Consider the following 19,070-nt stretch of genomic DNA (forward strand, 5'->3'; position numbering starts at 1 on the left):
GATGCCGCCGATGTCGTGGCGGTCCTGGTCGATCCGACCGGGCGGCAGGCCGTGGAGGGCGGCGTCGACGCAGAGCCCGATCAGCCGCACGGCGCCGAGCCGGTCCACCAGCACGTTCTCGGGGTTGAGGCGGCCGTGCGCGACGCCACGCGAGTGTGCAGCGGCCACCGCGCCGGCGACCTCCGCGGCCAACCACGCCGAGCGCCGCGGACCGAGCGGCCCGCCGTGCGTGACCAGGATGTCGAGCGAGGCCCCGGTGCCCCACTCGTTGACGACGAAGCACCGGCCGTCGCTCATCTCGGCGTCGAGGACACGCAGGATCCGGGAGTCGAGCACCGTGGCCGACTCGCGGGCGGCCGCGAGCAGCCCGGGCGCGCGGGGGTCGTCCTCGGGGATCACGTGGAGCGCGACGAAGCGCTCGAGGACGTGGTCGTGGGCTCGCCAGAACCGCCCGCCACCGCTCTCGGTCAACAGGTCGATCAACCGATAGCGGCCGGCCAGCACGTCGCCTGGCCGCGTCGACGTCGCCAACCCCCGGTCCTTCTCGCTCGACAGTCCCTGGCTGCCCGAGGCTCGCTCGCGGCGCCTCGTCCATCGTAGGGCGCGGGACGGGAGCCCGAGCGGACTTGGGCCGGGCGGGTCAACCTCGGCGCAACCGGCCCGCGACCGTGTCGATCACCGAGGTGACTTCCTGCAGCCGAAGGACCCGGGCCAGGAGCACGAGGACGGTCAGCGCCACCAGGCCGAGCACGCCGGCCTCGACGGCCGCCCACCACCAGCCACCGGCGGCCGGCGCGCGGTCGAGCAGCTCGGAGAGGCCCAGGTCGACGGCCCGGGCAGCGCCCGCGGCCACGGCGCCGGCGAGCACGAGGCGGGCGGCGAACCCGAGGAGCGACCCGATCGGCAGGCCGCCGAGCTGTCGCGAGAGCACGGCGAACGACACCACCGAGCCGACGGCGTACGCCGCGGTGTAGGCGAGGACCAGCATCGGGGCGGTGTGGTCGGGGTCGGCGCGGCCGACGAGCCCGATCGCGACGACGATGTTGATCGAGGCGATCACGCACTGGACGAGGAACACCGTGCGGTTCTGCTCGAGGGCGTAGAACCCGCGCAGGGTCAGGTAGTGGAGCGTGAAGAACACGATCCCGACACCGAACAGCGCGAGCGTCGACTCGAACCGTGGGTAGGTGTCGGCCGTCGCCCCGTGTCCCCAGAGCACCTGGGAGACCGGGAGCGCGATGAACGGCAGCAGCAGGGCGAACGGCACGACGACCACGAGGGCCGTCCGGATCGTCGTCACCAGGGTGCGACCCAGGGCCGCGGTGTCGCCGGCGGCCGCTGAGGCGGACAGTCGCGGCAGGATCGCCGTCGCCAGCGAGACCGTGACGATCGAGTGCGGCACCATCACGACGAGGAACGCCGAGGAGTAGATCGTGATGCCGGTGCCGTCGGCGGAGGACGCCGTACCGCTCGAGGCCAGGCGGACCACCACGACGTACGCGGCCTGGTTGACCACCACGAAGAGCACGGTCCACACCGCCAGCCGCAGGGTGTGACCGAGGCCGGTGCCGCGGAAGTCGAAGCGCGGACGGATCCGCACGCCGGCCGAACGGAGGTAGGGCACGAGGATCAGGAACTGCGCGGCGATGCCCAGGGTCGACCCGACGCCGAGGAGCAGCTCCTGGGAGCCGGTGAAGGCGCCGAGCTGCTCGCTCCGGGACGCGGCACCGAACCCGACCAGGTAGATCGCGAGCACCGCGACCGAGATCACGTTGTTGGCGATCGGCGCCCACATCATCGGCCCGAAGCGGCCGCGGGCGTTGAGCACCTGACCGAAGAGCACGAACATGCCGTAGAAGAAGACCTGAGGCAGGCAGAAGCGGGCGAAGTCGATCGCCGACTGGCGCTGCTCGGCGAGCGCGGCCGTCTGGAGCTTGGGGTCGAGCAGGAGGTCCATCACCCACGGCGCCGCGACCACGAGCGCCGCCGTCACCGTGCCGAGGAAGAGGACGGCGAGGGTGACGATGCGGTCGATGTAGGCCGCGCCGCCGTCGACGTCGTTCTTCATCGACCGCACCAGCTGGGGCACGAGGACGGCGTTGAAGACGCCGCCCGCGAGCAGGATGTAGAGCATGTTCGGGACCGTGTTGGCGATCGTGAACAGGTCGGCGTGCAGACCGATGCCCAGCGCCGCGACGAGCAGGGTGGAGCGGATGAAGCCGCTGAACCGGGACACCACGGTCCCGGCCGCCATCACCGCGCTGTTGGCGAGGATCCCGCGCTGCTCGGCGCTGTCGGCGGACCCGGCGTCGGTCACGCGGTGGCCTCCTTGCGCCCGCGGCGGATCCGTCGGAAGAGACGCAGCAGGATCGCGACGAACAGGATGCCGCCGCCGACGCCGAGGATCACCCAGATCACCTGGCTCACCTGCCCGGAGCGGATCGGCACCTCGACCGACGACCCCAGCGGCGTGCCGTCGACGTCGGTGACCGAGAGCGTCACGTTGTGGACCCCGGGGCCCTTGGCGTGGGCGTCGAGCAGGATCGTCGTCCTGCTGTCGGGGGCCAGCACCACGGGATCGCCCTCGTCGATGGTGACCTCTTCACCGACGCTGTCCGCCTCGATCCGCACGGTGACCGTCCGGTCGAGCCCGTTGGTCACGGTGACCGCGAAGCTGCCGTCGGCGCTCGACAGGGTGACCCCGGGCGGCGCGTCGATGCCGACCCGGCGCAGTCGCCGCTCGATCCAGCGTCGCGAGTGCGCCAGCCGGTTGGCAGCGACGACCGGGTCCGTCCGGAAGTGGTACGACGCGCCGGTCAGTGCCTCGTCGCGGACCTCCCCGGAGACGGCGTCGGCGTCGTTGACGAGGTTCTCGAGGACCTCCCCGGCCTCCATCAGCTTCACCGCCTCGTAGTAGACGGTCGAGTCGAGCTCGATGGACTCCTGGTCGAGCGGGTAGGTCAGCTGCTCCGGGTCCACCGGCGTCGCCGGACGGTCGATCGCGTCGGCGACGGTCGTGAGGTCGACCCAGTCGGCGCCGAGGCCGGACCAGAACGCGCCGGCACCGCTGCTGTCGACCGCGCGCGGCACGACGACGATGAGCGGGTGCCGGCGGCCGGGCGCGAGCAGTCGGACCGCAGCCTCGGCGAGCAGCCGCTGGCGGAAGGCCATCGGGGAGAGTCGCGGCTCGGGACCCGGCCCCCCGGTGGCAGCGCCGTACGACGTCGCGGCGATCCAGTGGTTGTCGAACTCGCCGACGACCGGCGCGCCTCGGCGGAACTCGTCCTCCCCGAACATCCGGTCGGTGAGGAGGAGGGTGCTGTCGTCACCGATCACGGGGATCGAGGACGGGTCGAGGTAGCCGCCGGGCGAGGCGATGACCGGCGCGGTCGGGACGTCCCAGCTCGTCAGCACGTCGCCGCCGCGGTCGCGGGCCAGCGGATAGAGGTCAGGGGTCCACTCCGGGGTGGCCGACATGTCGAGGTCACCGTAAGGCAGCGTGAGGACCTCCTCGCCGCGCAGCTGGATCTCGAGGACGTCGAGCCAGTGGTCGGCGGCGATCGCCGTCGGGTCGTCGGCGGGATCGTCGGTGACCTCCTCCTCGGAGGTGGTCTCCTCCTCGCTCGGTTCGTCGGTCGGGGTCTCCTCGTCGCTCGGCTCCGGCTCCTCGGGGCCGAGGTCGCGCGGCGGGTTGCCGCGACGCAGCTGTCGCGCGGCGTCGGGGACCGCGGGGTCGATGAGCCAGGTGACCGGCTTGCCGATGGCGGCGGCGCCGAAGGAGAGCGGGGCGCCGAGCTCGCCGGTCGCCGCGAACGCGTCCTCCCAGTCCTCGGTCCGCGCCAGCGAGCCGTTGGGCAGGTGCCGCACCCGGTAGCGAAGGGGGACGACGACGGCGGTGTCGATGGCGCCCTTGATGCCGTCCTCCCCGCGCGGGACGTAGGGGAGGAAGGTCCGGGCCCGACCGTCCGCGAAGTCGTCGCGCGGGGTGCCCGCGCTCTCGCTCAGTGCGTGGACGCCGAACCAGTAGATGCCGGCCGTCGTCACGGGCAGCAGCGAGCGCGGGATGGTGATCGTGTAGGGCGCGATCGCGCCGGGCTCGAGCTCGGCGACGGTCGCGCTGACGTCCGTGATCCGGCGGCCGACGACCTCGGCCGGGTCGGTCTTGGCCGCCTCGACCAGCTCGGCGGCGGTCGTCATGGGCGCCGGGCAGCCGGGGCAGTCCCCGGCGTTGATGAACGGGTAGAGGTTGATCCCGCTCCAGGTCTCGACGTCGCGGTTGATGACGGTGCCGGACACGACGACCGGGCCGCGGTCGGGGACCTCGCCGGGCGTGAGCTGGTCGATGGTCACCAGCAGCGGGGCGTCGTAGGACTCCGGGACCGGGAACACCTGGGTGTCCCGCGGCGCGTCGGGTACTGCACCGGTCGCCGGTGCGACCAGCATCCCGCCCGTCAGCGCCGTCAGCGCCGCCACCGCCCCGAGGGCAGCGCGCAGCACCGGACGACAGGAATCCACGCCTCGAGGGTAGTGCGGCTGGCTGTGAGCCTCGGGGAGGGGCGCGCGCGGCGGGCGCGACCCCTCCGTAGACTCGCGGCCGTGTCCGAGCCCCACCAGCCACCGTCGGAGCCGATCCGGCTCGTCGACGTGCAGGCGTCGGTGGCGGCTGAGCTCGACCGGATCGGTCCGGTCGTCAGCGAGCTCGGCGCGCTCTTCGCCGCCGCCGACCACGAGCTCGCCCTGGTCGGTGGGCCGGTGCGTGACGCGATGCTCGGCCGTCGCTCCAACGACCTCGACCTGACCACGTCGGCGCGACCGGAGCAGACCGAGAAGATCCTGCGCGCATGGGGTGACGCGTGGTGGGACATGGGCCGCGACTTCGGCACCATCGGCTGCCGCAAGGGCGACTGGGTGGTCGAGGTGACCACCTACCGCTCCGAGGCCTACGACCCGTCCTCGCGCAAGCCCGAGGTCCAGTACGGCGACTCGCTCGCCGGTGACCTCGGCCGCCGCGACTTCAGCGTCAACGCGATGGCCGTGCGGCTGCCCGGCCGCGAGATCGAGGACCCGTACGGCGGCGTGGTCGACCTCGCCAACCGGGTGCTTCGCACCCCGGGTCGCCCCGAGGACTCCTTCTCCGACGACCCGCTCCGGATGATGCGTGCCGCCCGGTTCGCGGCCCAGCTCGGCTTCACCGTCGAGGAGTCGGTCGTGAGCGCGATGCGCGACATGGCCGAGCGGATCACCATCGTCTCGGCCGAGCGGGTGCGGGACGAGCTGGTCAAGCTCGTCTGTGCGCCCTACCCACGGCTCGGACTGACCCTGCTCGTCGACACCGGTCTGGCCGCGCACGTGCTGCCCGAGCTGCCGCGGCTCCAGGCCGAGCGTGACGAGCACCAGCGCCACAAGGACGTCTACGAGCACACGCTCACCGTCCTCGAGCAGGCCATCGACCTGGAGGACCGGCTGGGCGGTGAGCCGGACTTCGTGTCCCGGTTCGCGGCGCTCATGCACGACGTCGGCAAGCCCAAGACCCGGCGCTTCCTCGACGACGGCACGGTGACCTTCCACCACCACGACGTGGTCGGGGCCAAGATCACCCGCAAGCGGATGCAGGCGCTGAGGTTCTCCGGCGAGCAGATCGACGCGGTCTGCCACCTCGTGGAGCTGCACCTCCGCTTCCACGGCTACGGCTCGGGGGAGTGGACCGACTCCGCCGTGCGTCGCTACGTCCGGGACGCCGGCGACCAGCTCGAGCGGTTGCACGTGCTCACCCGGGCGGACTGCACGACCCGCAACGCGCGCAAGGCCGAGCGGCTCCGTCGTACCTATGACGACCTGGAGGAGCGGATCGAGCGGCTCTCCCAGGAGGAGGAGCTCGCTGCCCTCCGGCCTGCCCTCGACGGCAACCAGATCATGGAGATCCTCGGCATCGCGCCGGGTCGCGAGGTCGGCGAGGCCTACAAGTTCCTGCTCGAGCTGCGGCTCGACGAGGGCCCGATGACGGAGGACGCGGCCACCGCCGCGCTCCGTGCCTGGTGGGCAGCCCGCGGGTAGCGCGGGGCCTCTTCAGACCGAATTCATCTCGCTGGGTGTATCACCCGGCCGGGTTCCGGTGTCAGCATCACATCGGATAACGCCCGGCTCGGAGGTCCCCCATGAAGAAGCTCCTGCTCGCGATCGTCACCGGAGTGGTCTCGACCCTCCTCGTCGGGGTCGGGCCTGCGCCGGCCGCCCAGGCGGTGGGCGAGACGTACTCAGCCCCGCTCACCACCGCCATCGGCTCGCTGACGGTGGCTGCCGAGGTCCGCACCGGCTACGAGCGGACCAAGTTCAAGCACTGGACCGACGCCGACGGCGACGGCTGCAGCACCCGCTTCGAGGTCCTCGACGTCGAGTCCGAGAACTCGGTGACGTGCAGCAACCTCAGCGGTGGCCGTTGGTTCTCCTACTACGACCGCGTCTCGTGGACCGACCCCGGGCGAATCGACATCGACCACATGGTGCCGCTCGCCGAGGCCTGGGACTCGGGGGCGCGGACCTGGACCGCGGCCCAGCGCGAGGCCTACGCCAACGACCTCGGCGACACGCGCTCCCTGGTCGGCGTCACCGACTCGGTCAACACCTCCAAGGGCGACCAGGACGTCGCCCAGTGGCTGCCGACGTACGACCGGTGCCGCTACCTGCGCGAGTTCGTCGCGGTGAAGATCCGGTGGCGGCTGACGGTCGACACCGCGGAGAAGACGGCGATGCAGAACCTGGCCGCGGGCTGCACCAACTCGACCATCACGGTGGTGCGGGCCATCTGATGGCCGATCGCGACGGTCGGACCGGAGCGGGCGTGATGCCTACCACGGTCGGATGACCGGCGCGGGCTCGGCCCGTAGGGTCGCGGGTCATGACGACCGACGCGAAGACGCTCGAAGCGACCATCGACATCCAGGCGACACCGGAGCAGATCTGGCCGCTGGTCTCCGACCTGCCGGGGATGGCTGCGTTGAGCCCGCAGGTGGTGCGGTCGATCCAGCGCGGTGACGGCGGCGTCGGGACCCGGACCGTCAACATCAACCGCAGCGGGTGGAAGGTGTGGCCCACCCGCTCGAAGGTGATCCGCGTCGACGCTCCCGGTGAGTTCGCCTTCCGGGTGAAGGACAACAAGACGATCTGGTCGTTCCGGCTCGAGCCGATCGACGGCGGGGCGACCCGGGTCACCCACCGCCGTGAGGCTCCTGACGGCATCGCGCCGATCTCGACCAAGCTGCAGAACGTGATGCTCGGCGGCGTCGAGAAGTTCGACGTCGAGGTGCTGGCGGGCATGAACACCACGCTGCGCAACATCAAGGCCGCCGTCGAGAACTGACCCGAACCCCTCCTCGGGGAGGGAGCACGGGGCTCAGTCGGCGACGCTGTCCGCCTCCTTCAGGGTGCGGACGAGGATCGGGCCGTAGAACGGAAGCCGGCGGCAGGCCCGGTCCCGGAGGAGGTCGAGGACGAGGTCGCGGCCCGGGAGGTACAGGGTCACGAGGCCGGACTGCGGGTCGTAGCCGAGCTGAGGCTCGGTGGCGGGCGGCTCCCAACCGGTCGCCAGCAGGTCGCCGCAGTCCGTCACCTCGTCGGCTCGCCACCCCGTGGTCGGGGGAGCGTCGGCCGTCCTCGTCGGCGTGGCGGTGGGTGTCGACCCCGTCGTGAGCGTCGGGGGCGCCGCCGGGTCCGTGTCCCTGTCGGTGCTGCAGCCAGTCAGGCCTGCGACCACCGTGGTGACGGCCAGGAGCGCGGCTGCCGCTCCGAGCGCCCTCATCCCGGGGGGAGCTGGTCGGCGAAGGAGGATGGGCACCACGCGAGCACGTGGTCCCGCATCGCGTCGATGGTCCCGGTCGCCGGGCCCTTCGATGGGACCTGGCCGGCCCGGATCGCCGCAACTTCGTCAGCACATTCCTCGGCGCGGATCCGCTCGTAGTTGCCGATCATTCGAGAGAGCGGCCCGCCGATGTCCGGCAGCGCCGCGCAGGAGGGATCGTCGTCGAGGTCGAGCTGTAGCTCGCTCCCGTTACCGAGAGTGACCGTGACCTGCCAGGTCGTGGGATCCACCTCGAAGGAGGGGTCTCCGGGCGGTGCCGTCCATCCCGCGTCGAGGAGCGATCGGCACGACGCTACCGTCGCGAGCGCAGGCGCCCCGGCGGGCGAGGAGTCGTCGGACGACGCGGTGCGCATGACGGCCACCACGCCGACGGTCGCGGTCAGCGTGCCAGCGGCCGCCAGGGCAGCGACGAGAGCGGTGTTCCTCATCAGCGGTACTTCCATCCCGGATAGAGATCGTGGATGCCGTCGCGGTCGGTCTGCTGGTAGCCGTTGATGTTCGTGAAGGCGCCACCGTTGCACCCTGAGGTCCCGTCGTTCATGACCGAGTCGCCTGAGCAGTGGTGCGCCAGACCGAAGGAGTGCCCCGTCTCGTGCATGATCAGGCGCCGCTTGTAGTGGTTCGAGTAGCCGCTGTCACCGAACCTGGACCGGTTCAGGTGGACGACGGACGGGTGAGACCCGCAGGGGTGGACCTTCCCCCAGATTTCGCACCAGCTGCGGGGGGCGAGGAAGGACTCGTTGTATCCGCCGTAGGTGGAGCCGTCGGACCTGACGAAGTTCGACGCTGACTCGTAGGAGAGCTCGATGTCGACGTACTTGTTCACCGTTCCGTCGCAAGCATGGGCCTCGTACCTTCTCATCCTGATTCCCGAAGGCCAGCGAGCACCGTAGTAGCCCTTGGTGGTCTCCTCGACACGGTCGTAGGCGTCGACCTCGTGGGCGTTACAGCTGTTCGAGGTGGTCCAGGCGATCGCGTAGTCCTCGTACGTCGCGAACCACACGTACCCGCGGTAGCCGTACTTCTCGAAGATGTGGTGAGCCACTGCAGGCGGCGGGATGATCACGGCAGTGACGACGACGGTCGCGCATGAAGCAACCGCTCTGCAGAACCTGCGACTCCTGAACATGGCGCCCCCGAAAGCTGATGTCCTGTCCCGAACGACAGTAGAAGAGAGTCCCATTCTGGTCAAGGCCGGCGGCGCGGTGGCGAACTGACCCGAACCCCTCCTCGGGGAGGGAGCGCGGGGCTAGCCTCGAGCATGCGGTTCTGGGACCTGAGCTCCCCCGAGGTCGCCGCCGCGGACGCCGAGCCGTGGGACGGACCGTTGACGCGCCTCGCGGTGCGCCCCTTCCCGATCCGGACCTTGGTCTGGCTGGGCTTCGCCGCGACGATCCTGTGCTGGCAGGCGGGGGCCATCGCTACGACCTACGCCCAGGTGGCCGGGGACCGTGCGGCTCATGCGGACGCCGCACTGCTCCTGGGCCTGCTGACCATCGCGTTCGGCGTGGCCATCCCGTTGACGTTCCTCGCGCTCCCGGTGCGTTTGGTCCGCCGGGTCGTCCCGGCCGGGATGACCTGCGTGATCTTCGTGATGGGCCTGATCTCGACGGCGGCGGTGTGGGCGGTCGGACCCACCTTCGGGATCGGCGTCGTCTTCTATTTCGAGGCGCTTCCCTTCGCGTTCTACGCGCTCCGGTGGTTGTGGGCGCTGGCGGCGACGGCCAACGTCGTGGTCGGTTGCGCTGTCGTCATGCTCATCCAGGACGGATGGCAGTTCCCGATCCTCCAGTGGAGCCTGGTGGCGACCACGCTCGTCGCGGTGGCCTGCATCGTCGGTCAGCTGGCGGAACGCGCCGACAGCCTCGCGGCCTCTGAGCACGAGGCCCGTCTGGAGCTCGCGGACCTCAACGAGAGCCTCGAGGGGCGGGTGGCTGACCAGGTGCAGGAGATCGAGCGGCTCGGCGAGCTGCGGCGCTTCCTGACGCCGCAGGTGGCGGACGCGGTGATGTCGGCGGATGCCGCGGAGCTGACCCGGCCGCACCGGGCGCGGATCGCGGTGTTCTTCTGCGACCTCCGGGGCTTCACCGCGTTCACGCGCGACTCCGAGCCGGAGGAGGTGATCGCGGACCTCGACCAGTACTACCGGACGGTCGGCGAGGTGCTGCAGCGGCACGGCGCGACCATCGGCGGCTACGCCGGCGACGGGATCATGGCCTACATCGGCGACCCCGTCCCGCACGCCGAGCCGGCGCGGGCCGCGGTCCGGATGGTCGTCGAGCTCCGGGGACAGCTGGGCGACCTGGTGGCGGAGTGGGAGCGCCGCGGCCACGACCTGAGCTACGGCATCGGCCTCGCCTACGGCTACGCGACGCTCGGGGTGGTCGGGTTCGACGGCCGCTACGACTACACGCCCCTCGGCGGGGTGGTGAACCTCGCCGCGCGGCTCTGCGGGCAGGCCGGGCCGGGTCAGGTGCTGATGGATCCGGCGACGTACGGCGAGCTCGACGGCGTCGGTGCCGGCGAGCCCGTCCCCGGGTTGGAGCTCAAGGGGCTCGGCGCGCGTCAGGCCTACGCGCTGGTCTGAAAACGCGAGAACCGCGGACCCCGAAGGGCCCGCGGTTCCACGTGGAACAGGGGATCACTCGCCGGCGATGAACTTCTCCAGCAGGACGCGACCCTCGGTGTCCTCGATCTGGACCGGCGGCGACTTCATGAGGTACGCCGACGCGGGGATGATCGGGCCGCCGACGCCGCGGTCCTTGGCGATCTTGGCCGCACGGACGGCGTCGATGATGATGCCGGCCGAGTTGGGGGAGTCCCAGACCTCGAGCTTGTACTCCAGGTTGAGCGGGACGTCACCGAACGCGCGACCCTCGAGGCGGACGTAGGCCCACTTGCGGTCCTCGAGCCAGGCGACGTAGTCCGACGGGCCGATGTGGACGTTCTTGTCGTCGATCAGGCCGGACAGCGGGCCGGTGAGGTTGGACGTCACGGCCTGGGTCTTGGAGACCTTCTTGGACTCCAGGCGCTCGCGCTCGAGCATGTTCTTGAAGTCCATGTTGCCGCCGACGTTGAGCTGGTAGGTGCGGTCCAGCACGACGCCGCGGTCCTCGAACAGCTTCGCCATGACGCGGTGCGTGATGGTGGCACCGACCTGCGATTTGATGTCGTCACCGACGATCGGGACGCCCGCGTCCTCGAACTTCTTGGCCCACACCGGGTCGGAGGCGATGAAGACGGGGAGGGCGTTGACGAAGGCCACGCCGGCGTCGATCGCGCACTGGGCGTAGAACTTGTCGGCCTCCTCCGAGCCCACCGGAAGGTAGGACACGAGGACGTCGACCTCGGCGTCCTTGAGCGCCTGCACGACGTCGACCGGGTCGGCGCCGGACTCCTCGATGGTCAGGCGGTAGTACTTGCCGAGACCGTCCAGGGTCGGGCCGCGCTGCACCTCGACGCCGAGCGTCGGGACCTCGCAGATCTGGATGGTGTTGTTCTCGGACGCGTTGATCGCCTCCGAGAGGTCCTTGCCGACCTTCTTGTCGTCGACGTCGAACGCGGCGACGAACTGGACGTCGCTGACGTGGTAGTCGCCGAACGTCACGTGCATCAGACCGGGGACCGAGCCGGACGGGTCGGCGTCCCGGTAGTAGTGCACGCCCTGGACAAGCGACGTGGCGCAGTTGCCGACGCCGGCAATCGCTACTCGAACCGAACCCATGAGAGGTCCTTCCCTGGTGATACTTGCGTGGTGAATTTTTGTGGGTGACTGACGGATCAGTCGTTGTCTGTTGCGGTCGCGGCCTGCGGGCCGACGGTGCCCCGCTCCGCGTTGATGAGGTCCGAGAGCCACCGGACCTCGCGCTCGACGGACTCGACGCCGTGCCGCTGGAGCTCGGTGGCGTAGCGGTCGACTTCCTTCTGGGTCATCGCGAGCTCGCGCTGGACGCGGTCGAGGCGCTCCTGGAGCCGGGACCGACGTCCTTCCAGCACCCGCAGCCGGATCTCCATGTCCGTGGAGGAGAAGAACCGGAACCGGATGTCGAAGTTGTCGTCCTCCCAGGCGGCAGGACCCACCTCCGACATGAGCCGGTGGAACTCCGAGGTGCCCCGCTCGGTCACCTGGTAGGTGATCCGCGGCCGCCGGGGAGTGGCGGACACGGTGCCGGTGACCTCCTCGATGAGGTTGCCGCGCAGCATCTTCTTCAGCGCCGGGTACAGCGACCCGTAGGAGAGCAGTCGTCCCCACCCGAGCATCAGGTTCAGGCGCTTGCGGAGCTCGTAGCCGTGCATGGGTCCCTCGTGCAGCAGTCCGAGGACTGCCAACTCGATGGTGTCGCCACGCCGTGCCATGCGATCTATCGTAGCGATATATCCGACAATTCTGAACATTCGATGGATCGGAGACGCCGAAACGGTGTCCGGAGGGCTCGGCCCGTACCCTGATGGGCGGCATGTCGGATCCGTCCGACGCACCCGAACCAGCGAGTGAGGCAGACGTTGGCCGACGGCAAGCGCAAGGCACCCGGTACTTCATCCAAGGGCTCGTCCAAGAGCACGAAGAAGCAGCCGGTGGACGACCGTCCCGCCTGGAAGCGGCGCCTGCTCACGACCGCGAAGTGGGGCGGCGTCAGCGGCCTGGTCCTCGTGATGCTGATGGGCGCGCTGTTCTTCGTCGCCTACCGGTCGATCGACATCCCGAACCCGAACTCGGACTTCACCACCGAGACGACCCACGTCTACTACGCGGACGGCAAGACCGACCTCGGCACGTTCGCGATCCAGAAGCGCGACACCATCGACTTCGACGAGATGCCCGACTCGGTCAAGGCAGCCGTCGTCGCCGCTGAGGACCAGACCTTCTGGACCAACTCCGGCCTCGACCCCAAGGGCATCCTGCGCGCGGCGTTCAGCAACGCGTCCGGCAACGTCACCCAGGGCGCGTCCACGATCACCCAGCAGTACGTGAAGGTGCTCTACCTGACCCAGGAGCGCTCCTGGAAGCGCAAGGTGAAGGAGGCGATCCTCTCCCTCAAGATCAGGAACCAGCTGTCCAAGGAGGAGGTCCTCGAGGGCTACCTCAACACCATCTACTTCGGTCGGGGCGCGTACGGCGTCCAGGCCGCCGCGCAGGCCTACTTCCAGGTCGACGCCAAGGACCTCAACCTCAAGCAGAGCGCGGTCCTCGCCGCGCTGCTCAACGACCCGAACGACCTCGACCCGTCCAACAGCAAGGCGGCCAAGCAGGCGCTCAAGGGTCGCTACCAGTACGTGATCGGCGCGATGGCCGACATGGGCGAGATCGACTCCGACCAGGAGAACCGCGCCTACCGCCGGCTGCCCGAGTTCCCGGAGGTCGAGGTCGAGGACGCGTACGGCGGCCAGACCGGCCACGTCCTCACCATGGTGAAGAAGGAGCTGCTCCGTCTGGGGTTCAGCGAGCAGGAGATCAACGGCGGTGGCCTGGACGTCACCACCACCTTCACCAAGAAGGCGATGGAAGCCGCCGAGGAGGGGATGAAAGAGGCGCGGCCCGATGGGTTCAGTGACAAGAACCTGCACGTCGCCGTGGCCACGGTCGAGCCAGGGACCGGTGCGGTCCGCGGCATCTACGCCGGCCAGGACTACCTGAAGTCCCAGCTCAACTGGGCGGTGTCGGGTGGCCAGGCCGGCTCGACCTTCAAGCCCTTCGCGGTGGCGGCGGCGATCAAGGACGGCTTCTCCCTCAAGGACACCTTCGACGGCGACTCGCCCTACGTCCTGCCCGACGGCAACGAGGTCGAGAACCAGGGCAACGTGCCCTACGGCCGGGTCAACATGATCAGGGCGACCGAGGACTCGATCAACACGGCCTTCATCGACATGACGCTGTCGATGGAGAACGGTCCCGAGAAGGTCATCGACACCGCGGTCGACATGGGCATCCCGCCGCTGGAGCCCGCGAGCGACCCGTGGGGGTTCCCGACCTCCACCCCCGCGCTCCTGCCGGGCGCCGGCGTGGCGCTCGGTTCCCAGACCGTGAGCCCGATCAACATGGCCAACGGCTACGCGACGATCGCCAACGGCGGGGTCGCCGCCGAACCGTTCATCATCGAGAAGGTCGTCGACCGCAACGGTCAGGAGCGCTACAACCACAAGGTCGTCGACCATCGCGCGCTCAGCGCGGACATCGCAGCGGACGTCTCCTTCGCCATGCAGCAGGTCGTGGCGACCGGGTCAGGCGCGAGCGCGCTGTCCGGCTTCGCCTGGCCCTCGGCCGGCAAGACCGGGACGGCGACGAACGGGCTGGGCGAGGTGTCGTCGGCGTGGTTCGCCGGGTTCACCGCGCAGTACTCGACGGCCGTGATGTACGTCCGGGGCAAGGGCAACGAGCAGCTCAAGGACTGGCTGCCGGAGTACTTCGGAGGGGCGTACCCGGCGGACACCTGGCGCGCGGTGATGCAGCGCGTCATGGACGGACTGGAGCCGATCGAGTTCCCGGAGCCGGCCTACGTCGACGGTGAGGCACCCGAGGAGGGACACGAGCCCTACACCCCCCCGCCGAGCCCGACGAAGACCAAGACCGAGGAGCCGGAGACCGAGTCGAGCGAGCCCGAGACGTCGGAGCCGACGACCGAGCCGACGACCGAGGAGCCGACCACCGAGCCGCCCACCACCGACCCGACCACCCCCACCGAGGAGGTCGACACCGACGGCGACGGGCTGAGCGACGGCGCCGAGGCGGACTTCGGCACCGATCCCAACAACCCCGACACCGACGGGGACGGGTTCGCCGACGGCAGCGACACCGACCCGACCGACCCGGACATCCCGGTCGCCCAGGGTGGTGGCCCCGGCGGACGCGAGACCACCGGCCCCGGCCAGGGCGGACCGGGTCGTCGCGGCCGCGCGGGCCGTCGTACCGCCCGCGGCTGAGACCGCGGCGGGCCTCGGCATGAGCACGGCGCACCCGACCCGGGACGACCGGGTCGTCGCCGCCGTCAGCGAGGTGGTCGGCGGGCCGGTGGGCGAGCACGCCGGCCGGCACCCGTGGTGGACGCCCACCCGGGTGCTGCTGCTGATGATGGCGGCGATCTTCGCGCTCGGCATGGTGCAGAAGGCGCCCTGCTCGTTGGCCGACGGCAAGGACCAGAAGTGGGTGTACTCCCACATGTGCTACACCGACCTGCGCCCGCTCTACGTGCCGCGGGGGCTGGCCGAGCTGTCCTGGCCCTACAGCGACGACGAGGGCACGCGCGACCGCTACGAGGTCATGGAGTACCCGGTCGGGATCTCCTACTGGGCCTACGGGACGGCGTGGATCACCCAGGTGCTCGGTGGCAGCGACGACGTCGACGCCCGTGAGGACCGACCGGTCAGCGACCTGTACGGCGACAAGGACGTCGACCGCGAGCTGACGATCTTCGTCCTCGTGAACGCGGTCGGCTTCGCGGCGCTCGCGCTGCTGTCGGTGTGGCTGATGGCGCGGGTCAACCCCGGTCGTCCCTGGGACGCCGCCGCGTTCGCGCTCTCCCCGACCCTGGTGCTCACCGGCCTCATCAACTGGGACCTCATCGCGGTGGCGCTGGTCGTCGGCGCGCTCTGGGCGTGGTCACGCGACCGGCCGGTGCTGACCGGTGTCCTCATCGGCCTCGGCACGGCGGCCAAGCTCTATCCGCTGTTCCTGCTCGGCGGGGTGCTCGTCATCTGCCTGCGGCGGCGGCGGTACGGCGCCTTCGCCCTCGCCAGCGTCTGGGCGGCGGTGACCTGGGCGCTGGTCAACCTGCCCGCCTACCTCAGCGGCCCCGACCAGTGGAAGGTGTTCTGGTCGTTCAACGCGGAGCGGGGGGCCGACCTCGGCTCCGTCTGGTTGATCGCCGACCAGCTGACCTCCGACGGGATCGAGGTCGCCACCGTCAACGACATCTCGTGGCTGTTCTTCGGCGGCTGGTGCGTGGGCGTCCTCGTCCTCGGCCTGCTGGCCGGGCGACGGACCGGCTCGGTGCCCCGGCTGGCCCAGCTCGGCTTCCTGATCGTGGCCGGCTTCCTGCTCGTCAACAAGGTCTACTCACCGCAGTACGTGCTCTGGCTGCTGCCGCTCGCCGTCCTGGCGCGGCCCCGGTGGCGGGACCAGATCATCTGGCAGGCCACTGAGGTCTTCTACTTCTGCACGGTGTGGTGGTACCTCGGCTCCTACCTCCAGCCCGCGGGCGGCGGTGACGCCGGCTTCTACTGGGTGGGGATCGTGGTCCGGATGGCCGGCGAGCTCTACCTGGTCACCGTCGTCGCCCGCGACATGCTGCTGCCGCACAACGACCCCGTCGACGAGCCGCTCGACGGGCCGGTCGACTCAGGTGACGACGACCCGGTCGAAGGTGGTGGCGGTGTAGCGCACCCGCACGTCGACCGTGTCGCCCACGGCCGGCACGTGCGCACCGTGCGGTAGGAACAGCATCGAGGCCTGCATGTGGGGCGGCTCGGCGAAGAGTCGCTGCTTGCCGTCGATGGAGTACGGCGACCGCACGAACCCGACCGCGTCCATGCCGCCGCGGGCGATGGTCGCGGCGCGGGCCTTGATCGAGGACTCCCCGGTGGGGGCCTCGAGGCCGATGCCGTGGGCGGTGCCGCCGCTCACCACCAGCAGGTGGCCGGACTTGGGCGCGGTGCGCGCTCGGTAGCCGAAGCTGTCGCCCTTCTCCACGTCGTGCACGTCGAGCACCGTGGCGGTGACCGTGAGCGCGCCGCGGTCGCCGAGCCAGAGCTGGGTGCCGATCCGCGGACGGATCGTGAAGTCGGCGTACTGCTCGCGCAGGGTCGCCAGCTCGCCGGCGGTGAGGTGGCTGACCCAGACCGTGGTGATGCCGGCATCGGCGGCGACGGCGTCGGTGAGCAGCCGGCCCACCTCGCCGAGGTGGTTGCCCTGCTGGAGCGGGAGGTGGAGGGCGACGCCCTCGAGGCGGGCACCCGAGTGGCGACGCAGCACCTCGCCGGCCTCCCACAGCTCGCGCCCGGTCATGCCATGACGGCGCATGCTGGTGGTCCGCTCGAGGACGACCCGCGAGCCCGGGGCCCGGGTGAGGAGCTGGTCGAGGTCGGCCAACCGGCTCACCGTGTGGATCACGCGGCCGGCGAGGGCCGCGTCGAGCGGCTCCACGAAGGGCCGCCACGGCGTGAGGACGACGATGTCGCCGTCCCAGCGGGTGGCGACCTCGGGGATCTCGAGGTAGGTGCCGACAGCCAGGGCCGTCACGTCGTGGTGGCGGTCCTTGAGCCACTGCGCCTTGCGGGCCAGCCGACCGAGGGTGAAGCCGTAGCCGTTGCCCTTCGCCACCGGGACGATGCCGGGGTTGGCGTCGGCCACCGACTCCAGGTGGGCCCGCCAGCGCGGGCCGTCGACGGTCAGGGTCAGGCTCATGGCTATCGCCTGGCCAGGTAGACCTGGAAGGCCTTGTAGAGGACGCGGTTGACGGGCATGTCCCACTCGCCGGCGTACTCGACCGCCTCGCCGCCGGTGCCGACCTTGAACTGGATCAGCCCGACGTGGGCGTCCTCGGCGTCGAGGGTGTCGGTGATGCCGCGCAGGTCGTAGACCGTCGCTCCCGCCGCGAGCGCGTCACGCATCATCGCCCACTGCACCGCGTTGGAGCCGCGGACGTCGCGCTTCTCGGTGGAGGACGCCCCGTAGGAGTACCAGGAGTGCTGACCGACCCGCACGGCCAGCGTCGCTGCGACGAGGTCCCCCTCGTGACGGGCCAGCCAGATCTTGAGCCGGTCGGGCTCGTCGGCGTTGAGGGCGTCGTACATGACCTCGAAGTAGCGCAGCGGGCGCGGCGTGAAGTGGTCGCGCTCGGCGGTGTGGACGTAGAGGTCGTGGAACGCCTTGAGGTCGCCGGCCGTGGTCGCGGGGTCCGAGGTGGTGACCTCGACGCCCTCCTTGTCGGCCTTCTTGATGTTGCGCCGCCAGAGCTGGTTCATGCCCTTGAGGAGGGTCTCCTCGGTGTGGGGCGTGCCGTCCTCCTGGACCAGCGGCACCTGGTAGACGAACTGCGGCTGGCCGGCGGAGAACCCGTCCTCGGGGGCCTGGTGACGCCAGCCGAGCTCGTGGAGCTGGGCGACGACGCGGGCACCCGCGGCGGAGCGGTCGAGCGGCGCGACCTGGCCGAGCCGGCCGACAGCCGGGTCGGCGATGCCCTCCTTGATCTGGGCGGCCGACCAACGTCGGGTCACGACCGGCGGACCGATCCGGACCGCGAACGCCCCCTGGCCCTTGAGGTGGCGGACCAGCGGCCCGAGCCAGTCGCCGAGCTGCTCGGAGGACCAGTCGATGACCGGGCCCTCGGGCAGGTAGGCGAGGAAGCGCTTCAGGCGGGGGAGCTGACGGTAGAGCACGAGCGCGGCGCCGACGGTGGTGCCGGAGTCGTCGACCCATGCGAGGTGCTCGGCGCGCCACTCCGCCTTGACCTTCGCCCAGCCGGGGGTCTGCAGGAAGCTGGCCGAGGGCAGCGTGGCGAGGTAGTCGCGGTGCTCGTCGGCAGAGATCACCCGGATGCTCGGCATGGGGTTCAGGCTATCGGCCGGTGGTGGCCCCGACTCACCCGCGCCGCTCGAGCTCGGCGAGGAGGTCCTCGCCGACGCGGAGCAGCGCCTCCCGCTGCCCGTCGGCGTCGAGGCCGGGTAGCGGAGCCGGCCGGACCACGACCACCACGACGTTGGCGGCGCGCACCACCAACCCGTCGCCGTCCGCGCTCACCGCCGCCTCGTCACCGAGTCCGTCGACCGGCTCGAGCCCGCTCACCTCGTGCACGCCGTCGCCCCGGACCACCGCGTCGAAGGCGAGCTCCGCGTTGTCGGTGGCCGTGCGCTGGTCCTCCCAGCTCGGCAGCTCGGCCCACGCGTCGATGACGAGCCAGACCTCCTCGGGGCGCACCTGGTGGAGCGTGCAGTCGGCCGGGACGCCGAGGTCGGGACGGGTGACCCCGAGTGACGCGAGGGTGTCGGACGTCAGGCCGCCGCAGAGGTCGCCGGCCTCGGCCGGGGTGTGCTCGGCCGGGATCAGTCCGCCGGCGGAGAGGACGGCACTGCTGGCGGGGCCGGTGGTGGGGAGGACGGTGGCGACCAGCTCGTCCCCGACGGGGACGGCGAGCAGGTCGCCGACGACGGCGGCGGCCTGGGTGTCGAGGAGGACCCGGGACCGGTCCGCGGCGACCGTGCCGAGCACGACCGCGTCGGCAGG

At 70.7% G+C, this 19,070-nt stretch carries 18 protein-coding genes; 7 read left to right on the plus strand and 11 right to left on the minus strand.

The window, feature by feature from the left end; translation table 11 throughout:
• From H0487_RS16490 to H0487_RS24345, 3 genes are all read right to left on the minus strand, one after another.
• On the minus strand, window positions 1–531 hold a 531-nt coding region (locus H0487_RS16490), incomplete at its 3' end, for a protein kinase family protein (RefSeq protein ID WP_512698508.1).
• Between the two features lie 109 nt (window positions 532–640).
• The gene (gene murJ / locus H0487_RS16495; protein WP_312855986.1) at window positions 641–2,317 is read right to left on the minus strand and encodes a murein biosynthesis integral membrane protein MurJ; all 1,677 of its coding nucleotides are present in this window, start codon (window positions 2,315–2,317) and stop codon (window positions 641–643) included.
• On the minus strand, window positions 2,314–4,515 hold the full coding sequence (locus tag H0487_RS24345; RefSeq protein ID WP_183095324.1) for a DUF6049 family protein: 2,202 nt from the start codon (window positions 4,513–4,515) through the stop codon (window positions 2,314–2,316). The genes murJ and H0487_RS24345 overlap by 4 nt, the downstream gene beginning before the upstream one ends.
• A gap of 129 nt (window positions 4,516–4,644) precedes the next feature.
• Between H0487_RS24345 and H0487_RS16505 the strand changes: the two genes are divergently transcribed.
• The 3 genes from H0487_RS16505 to H0487_RS16515 all read left to right on the plus strand — a co-directional run bounded on the left by H0487_RS16505 (window position 4,645) and on the right by H0487_RS16515 (window position 7,357).
• Window positions 4,645–6,054: a CCA tRNA nucleotidyltransferase gene (locus H0487_RS16505; protein ID WP_446685575.1), complete on the plus strand. Its 1,410-nt coding sequence runs from the start codon at window positions 4,645–4,647 to the stop codon at window positions 6,052–6,054.
• A gap of 101 nt (window positions 6,055–6,155) precedes the next feature.
• Window positions 6,156–6,806, plus strand: coding sequence for an HNH endonuclease family protein (locus tag H0487_RS16510; protein ID WP_183095325.1), 651 nt, complete (start codon window positions 6,156–6,158; stop codon window positions 6,804–6,806).
• An 89-nt stretch (window positions 6,807–6,895) separates the two neighbouring features.
• Window positions 6,896–7,357: an SRPBCC family protein gene (locus H0487_RS16515; RefSeq protein WP_183095326.1), complete on the plus strand. Its 462-nt coding sequence runs from the start codon at window positions 6,896–6,898 to the stop codon at window positions 7,355–7,357.
• 33 nt (window positions 7,358–7,390) lie between these two features.
• Here H0487_RS16515 and H0487_RS16520 read toward each other — a convergent pair whose 3' ends face one another.
• From H0487_RS16520 to H0487_RS16530, 3 genes are read right to left on the minus strand one after another with little or no spacing between them, the layout of a single operon-like run.
• Window positions 7,391–7,795, minus strand: coding sequence for a hypothetical protein (locus H0487_RS16520; RefSeq protein ID WP_183095327.1), 405 nt, complete (start codon window positions 7,793–7,795; stop codon window positions 7,391–7,393).
• Window positions 7,792–8,283: a hypothetical protein gene (locus tag H0487_RS16525; protein WP_183095328.1), complete on the minus strand. Its 492-nt coding sequence runs from the start codon at window positions 8,281–8,283 to the stop codon at window positions 7,792–7,794. Before H0487_RS16525 ends, H0487_RS16520 begins: the two co-directional genes overlap by 4 nt.
• Complete coding sequence (locus tag H0487_RS16530) at window positions 8,283–8,921, minus strand: zinc metalloprotease (protein ID WP_183095329.1); 639 nt, start codon at window positions 8,919–8,921, stop codon at window positions 8,283–8,285. The genes H0487_RS16525 and H0487_RS16530 overlap by 1 nt, the downstream gene beginning before the upstream one ends.
• Between H0487_RS16530 and H0487_RS16535 the strand changes: the two genes are divergently transcribed.
• Together H0487_RS16535 and H0487_RS16540 are read left to right on the plus strand one after the other, a co-directional pair.
• Entirely contained in the window at window positions 8,914–9,072 is a 159-nt protein-coding gene (locus H0487_RS16535; protein ID WP_220793501.1) for a hypothetical protein, read from the plus strand. The genes H0487_RS16530 and H0487_RS16535 overlap by 8 nt on opposite strands.
• A 44-nt stretch (window positions 9,073–9,116) precedes the next feature.
• Window positions 9,117–10,442: an adenylate/guanylate cyclase domain-containing protein gene (locus H0487_RS16540; RefSeq protein WP_183095331.1), complete on the plus strand. Its 1,326-nt coding sequence runs from the start codon at window positions 9,117–9,119 to the stop codon at window positions 10,440–10,442.
• Between the two features lie 54 nt (window positions 10,443–10,496).
• Here the strand turns inward: H0487_RS16540 and H0487_RS16545 are convergent, their stop codons facing one another.
• Both H0487_RS16545 and H0487_RS16550 read right to left on the minus strand, forming a co-directional pair.
• Window positions 10,497–11,579, minus strand: coding sequence for an inositol-3-phosphate synthase (locus tag H0487_RS16545; protein ID WP_183095332.1), 1,083 nt, complete (start codon window positions 11,577–11,579; stop codon window positions 10,497–10,499).
• A gap of 56 nt (window positions 11,580–11,635) precedes the next feature.
• Window positions 11,636–12,211 (minus strand): PadR family transcriptional regulator, encoded by a 576-nt coding sequence (locus H0487_RS16550; RefSeq protein ID WP_183095333.1) that lies wholly within the window; start codon window positions 12,209–12,211, stop codon window positions 11,636–11,638.
• 135 nt (window positions 12,212–12,346) lie between these two features.
• Here H0487_RS16550 and H0487_RS16555 point away from each other — a divergent pair, with 135 nt between their 5' ends.
• Together H0487_RS16555 and H0487_RS16560 are read left to right on the plus strand one after the other, a co-directional pair.
• On the plus strand, window positions 12,347–14,773 hold the full coding sequence (locus H0487_RS16555) for a transglycosylase domain-containing protein (RefSeq protein ID WP_183095334.1): 2,427 nt from the start codon (window positions 12,347–12,349) through the stop codon (window positions 14,771–14,773).
• A gap of 19 nt (window positions 14,774–14,792) precedes the next feature.
• Complete coding sequence (locus H0487_RS16560) at window positions 14,793–16,283, plus strand: glycosyltransferase family 87 protein (protein ID WP_183095335.1); 1,491 nt, start codon at window positions 14,793–14,795, stop codon at window positions 16,281–16,283.
• Here H0487_RS16560 and H0487_RS16565 read toward each other — a convergent pair.
• The 3 genes from H0487_RS16565 to H0487_RS16575 form a co-directional block, all read right to left on the minus strand.
• Window positions 16,188–17,252 (minus strand): alanine racemase, encoded by a 1,065-nt coding sequence (locus tag H0487_RS16565; RefSeq protein WP_183095336.1) that lies wholly within the window; start codon window positions 17,250–17,252, stop codon window positions 16,188–16,190. The two genes, H0487_RS16560 and H0487_RS16565, sit on opposite strands and share 96 nt — an antisense overlap.
• A 2-nt stretch (window positions 17,253–17,254) precedes the next feature.
• Window positions 17,255–18,394, minus strand: a complete 1,140-nt coding sequence (locus H0487_RS16570; protein WP_183095337.1) for a lipid II:glycine glycyltransferase FemX — start codon at window positions 18,392–18,394, stop codon at window positions 17,255–17,257.
• 34 nt (window positions 18,395–18,428) lie between these two features.
• Window positions 18,429–19,070: hypothetical protein (locus H0487_RS16575; protein ID WP_183095338.1), on the minus strand; the 642-nt coding region annotated here is incomplete at its 5' end.

It is taken from the genome of Nocardioides stalactiti (genome assembly GCF_014180715.1).
Taxonomy (GTDB): domain Bacteria; phylum Actinomycetota; class Actinomycetes; order Propionibacteriales; family Nocardioidaceae; genus Nocardioides; species Nocardioides stalactiti.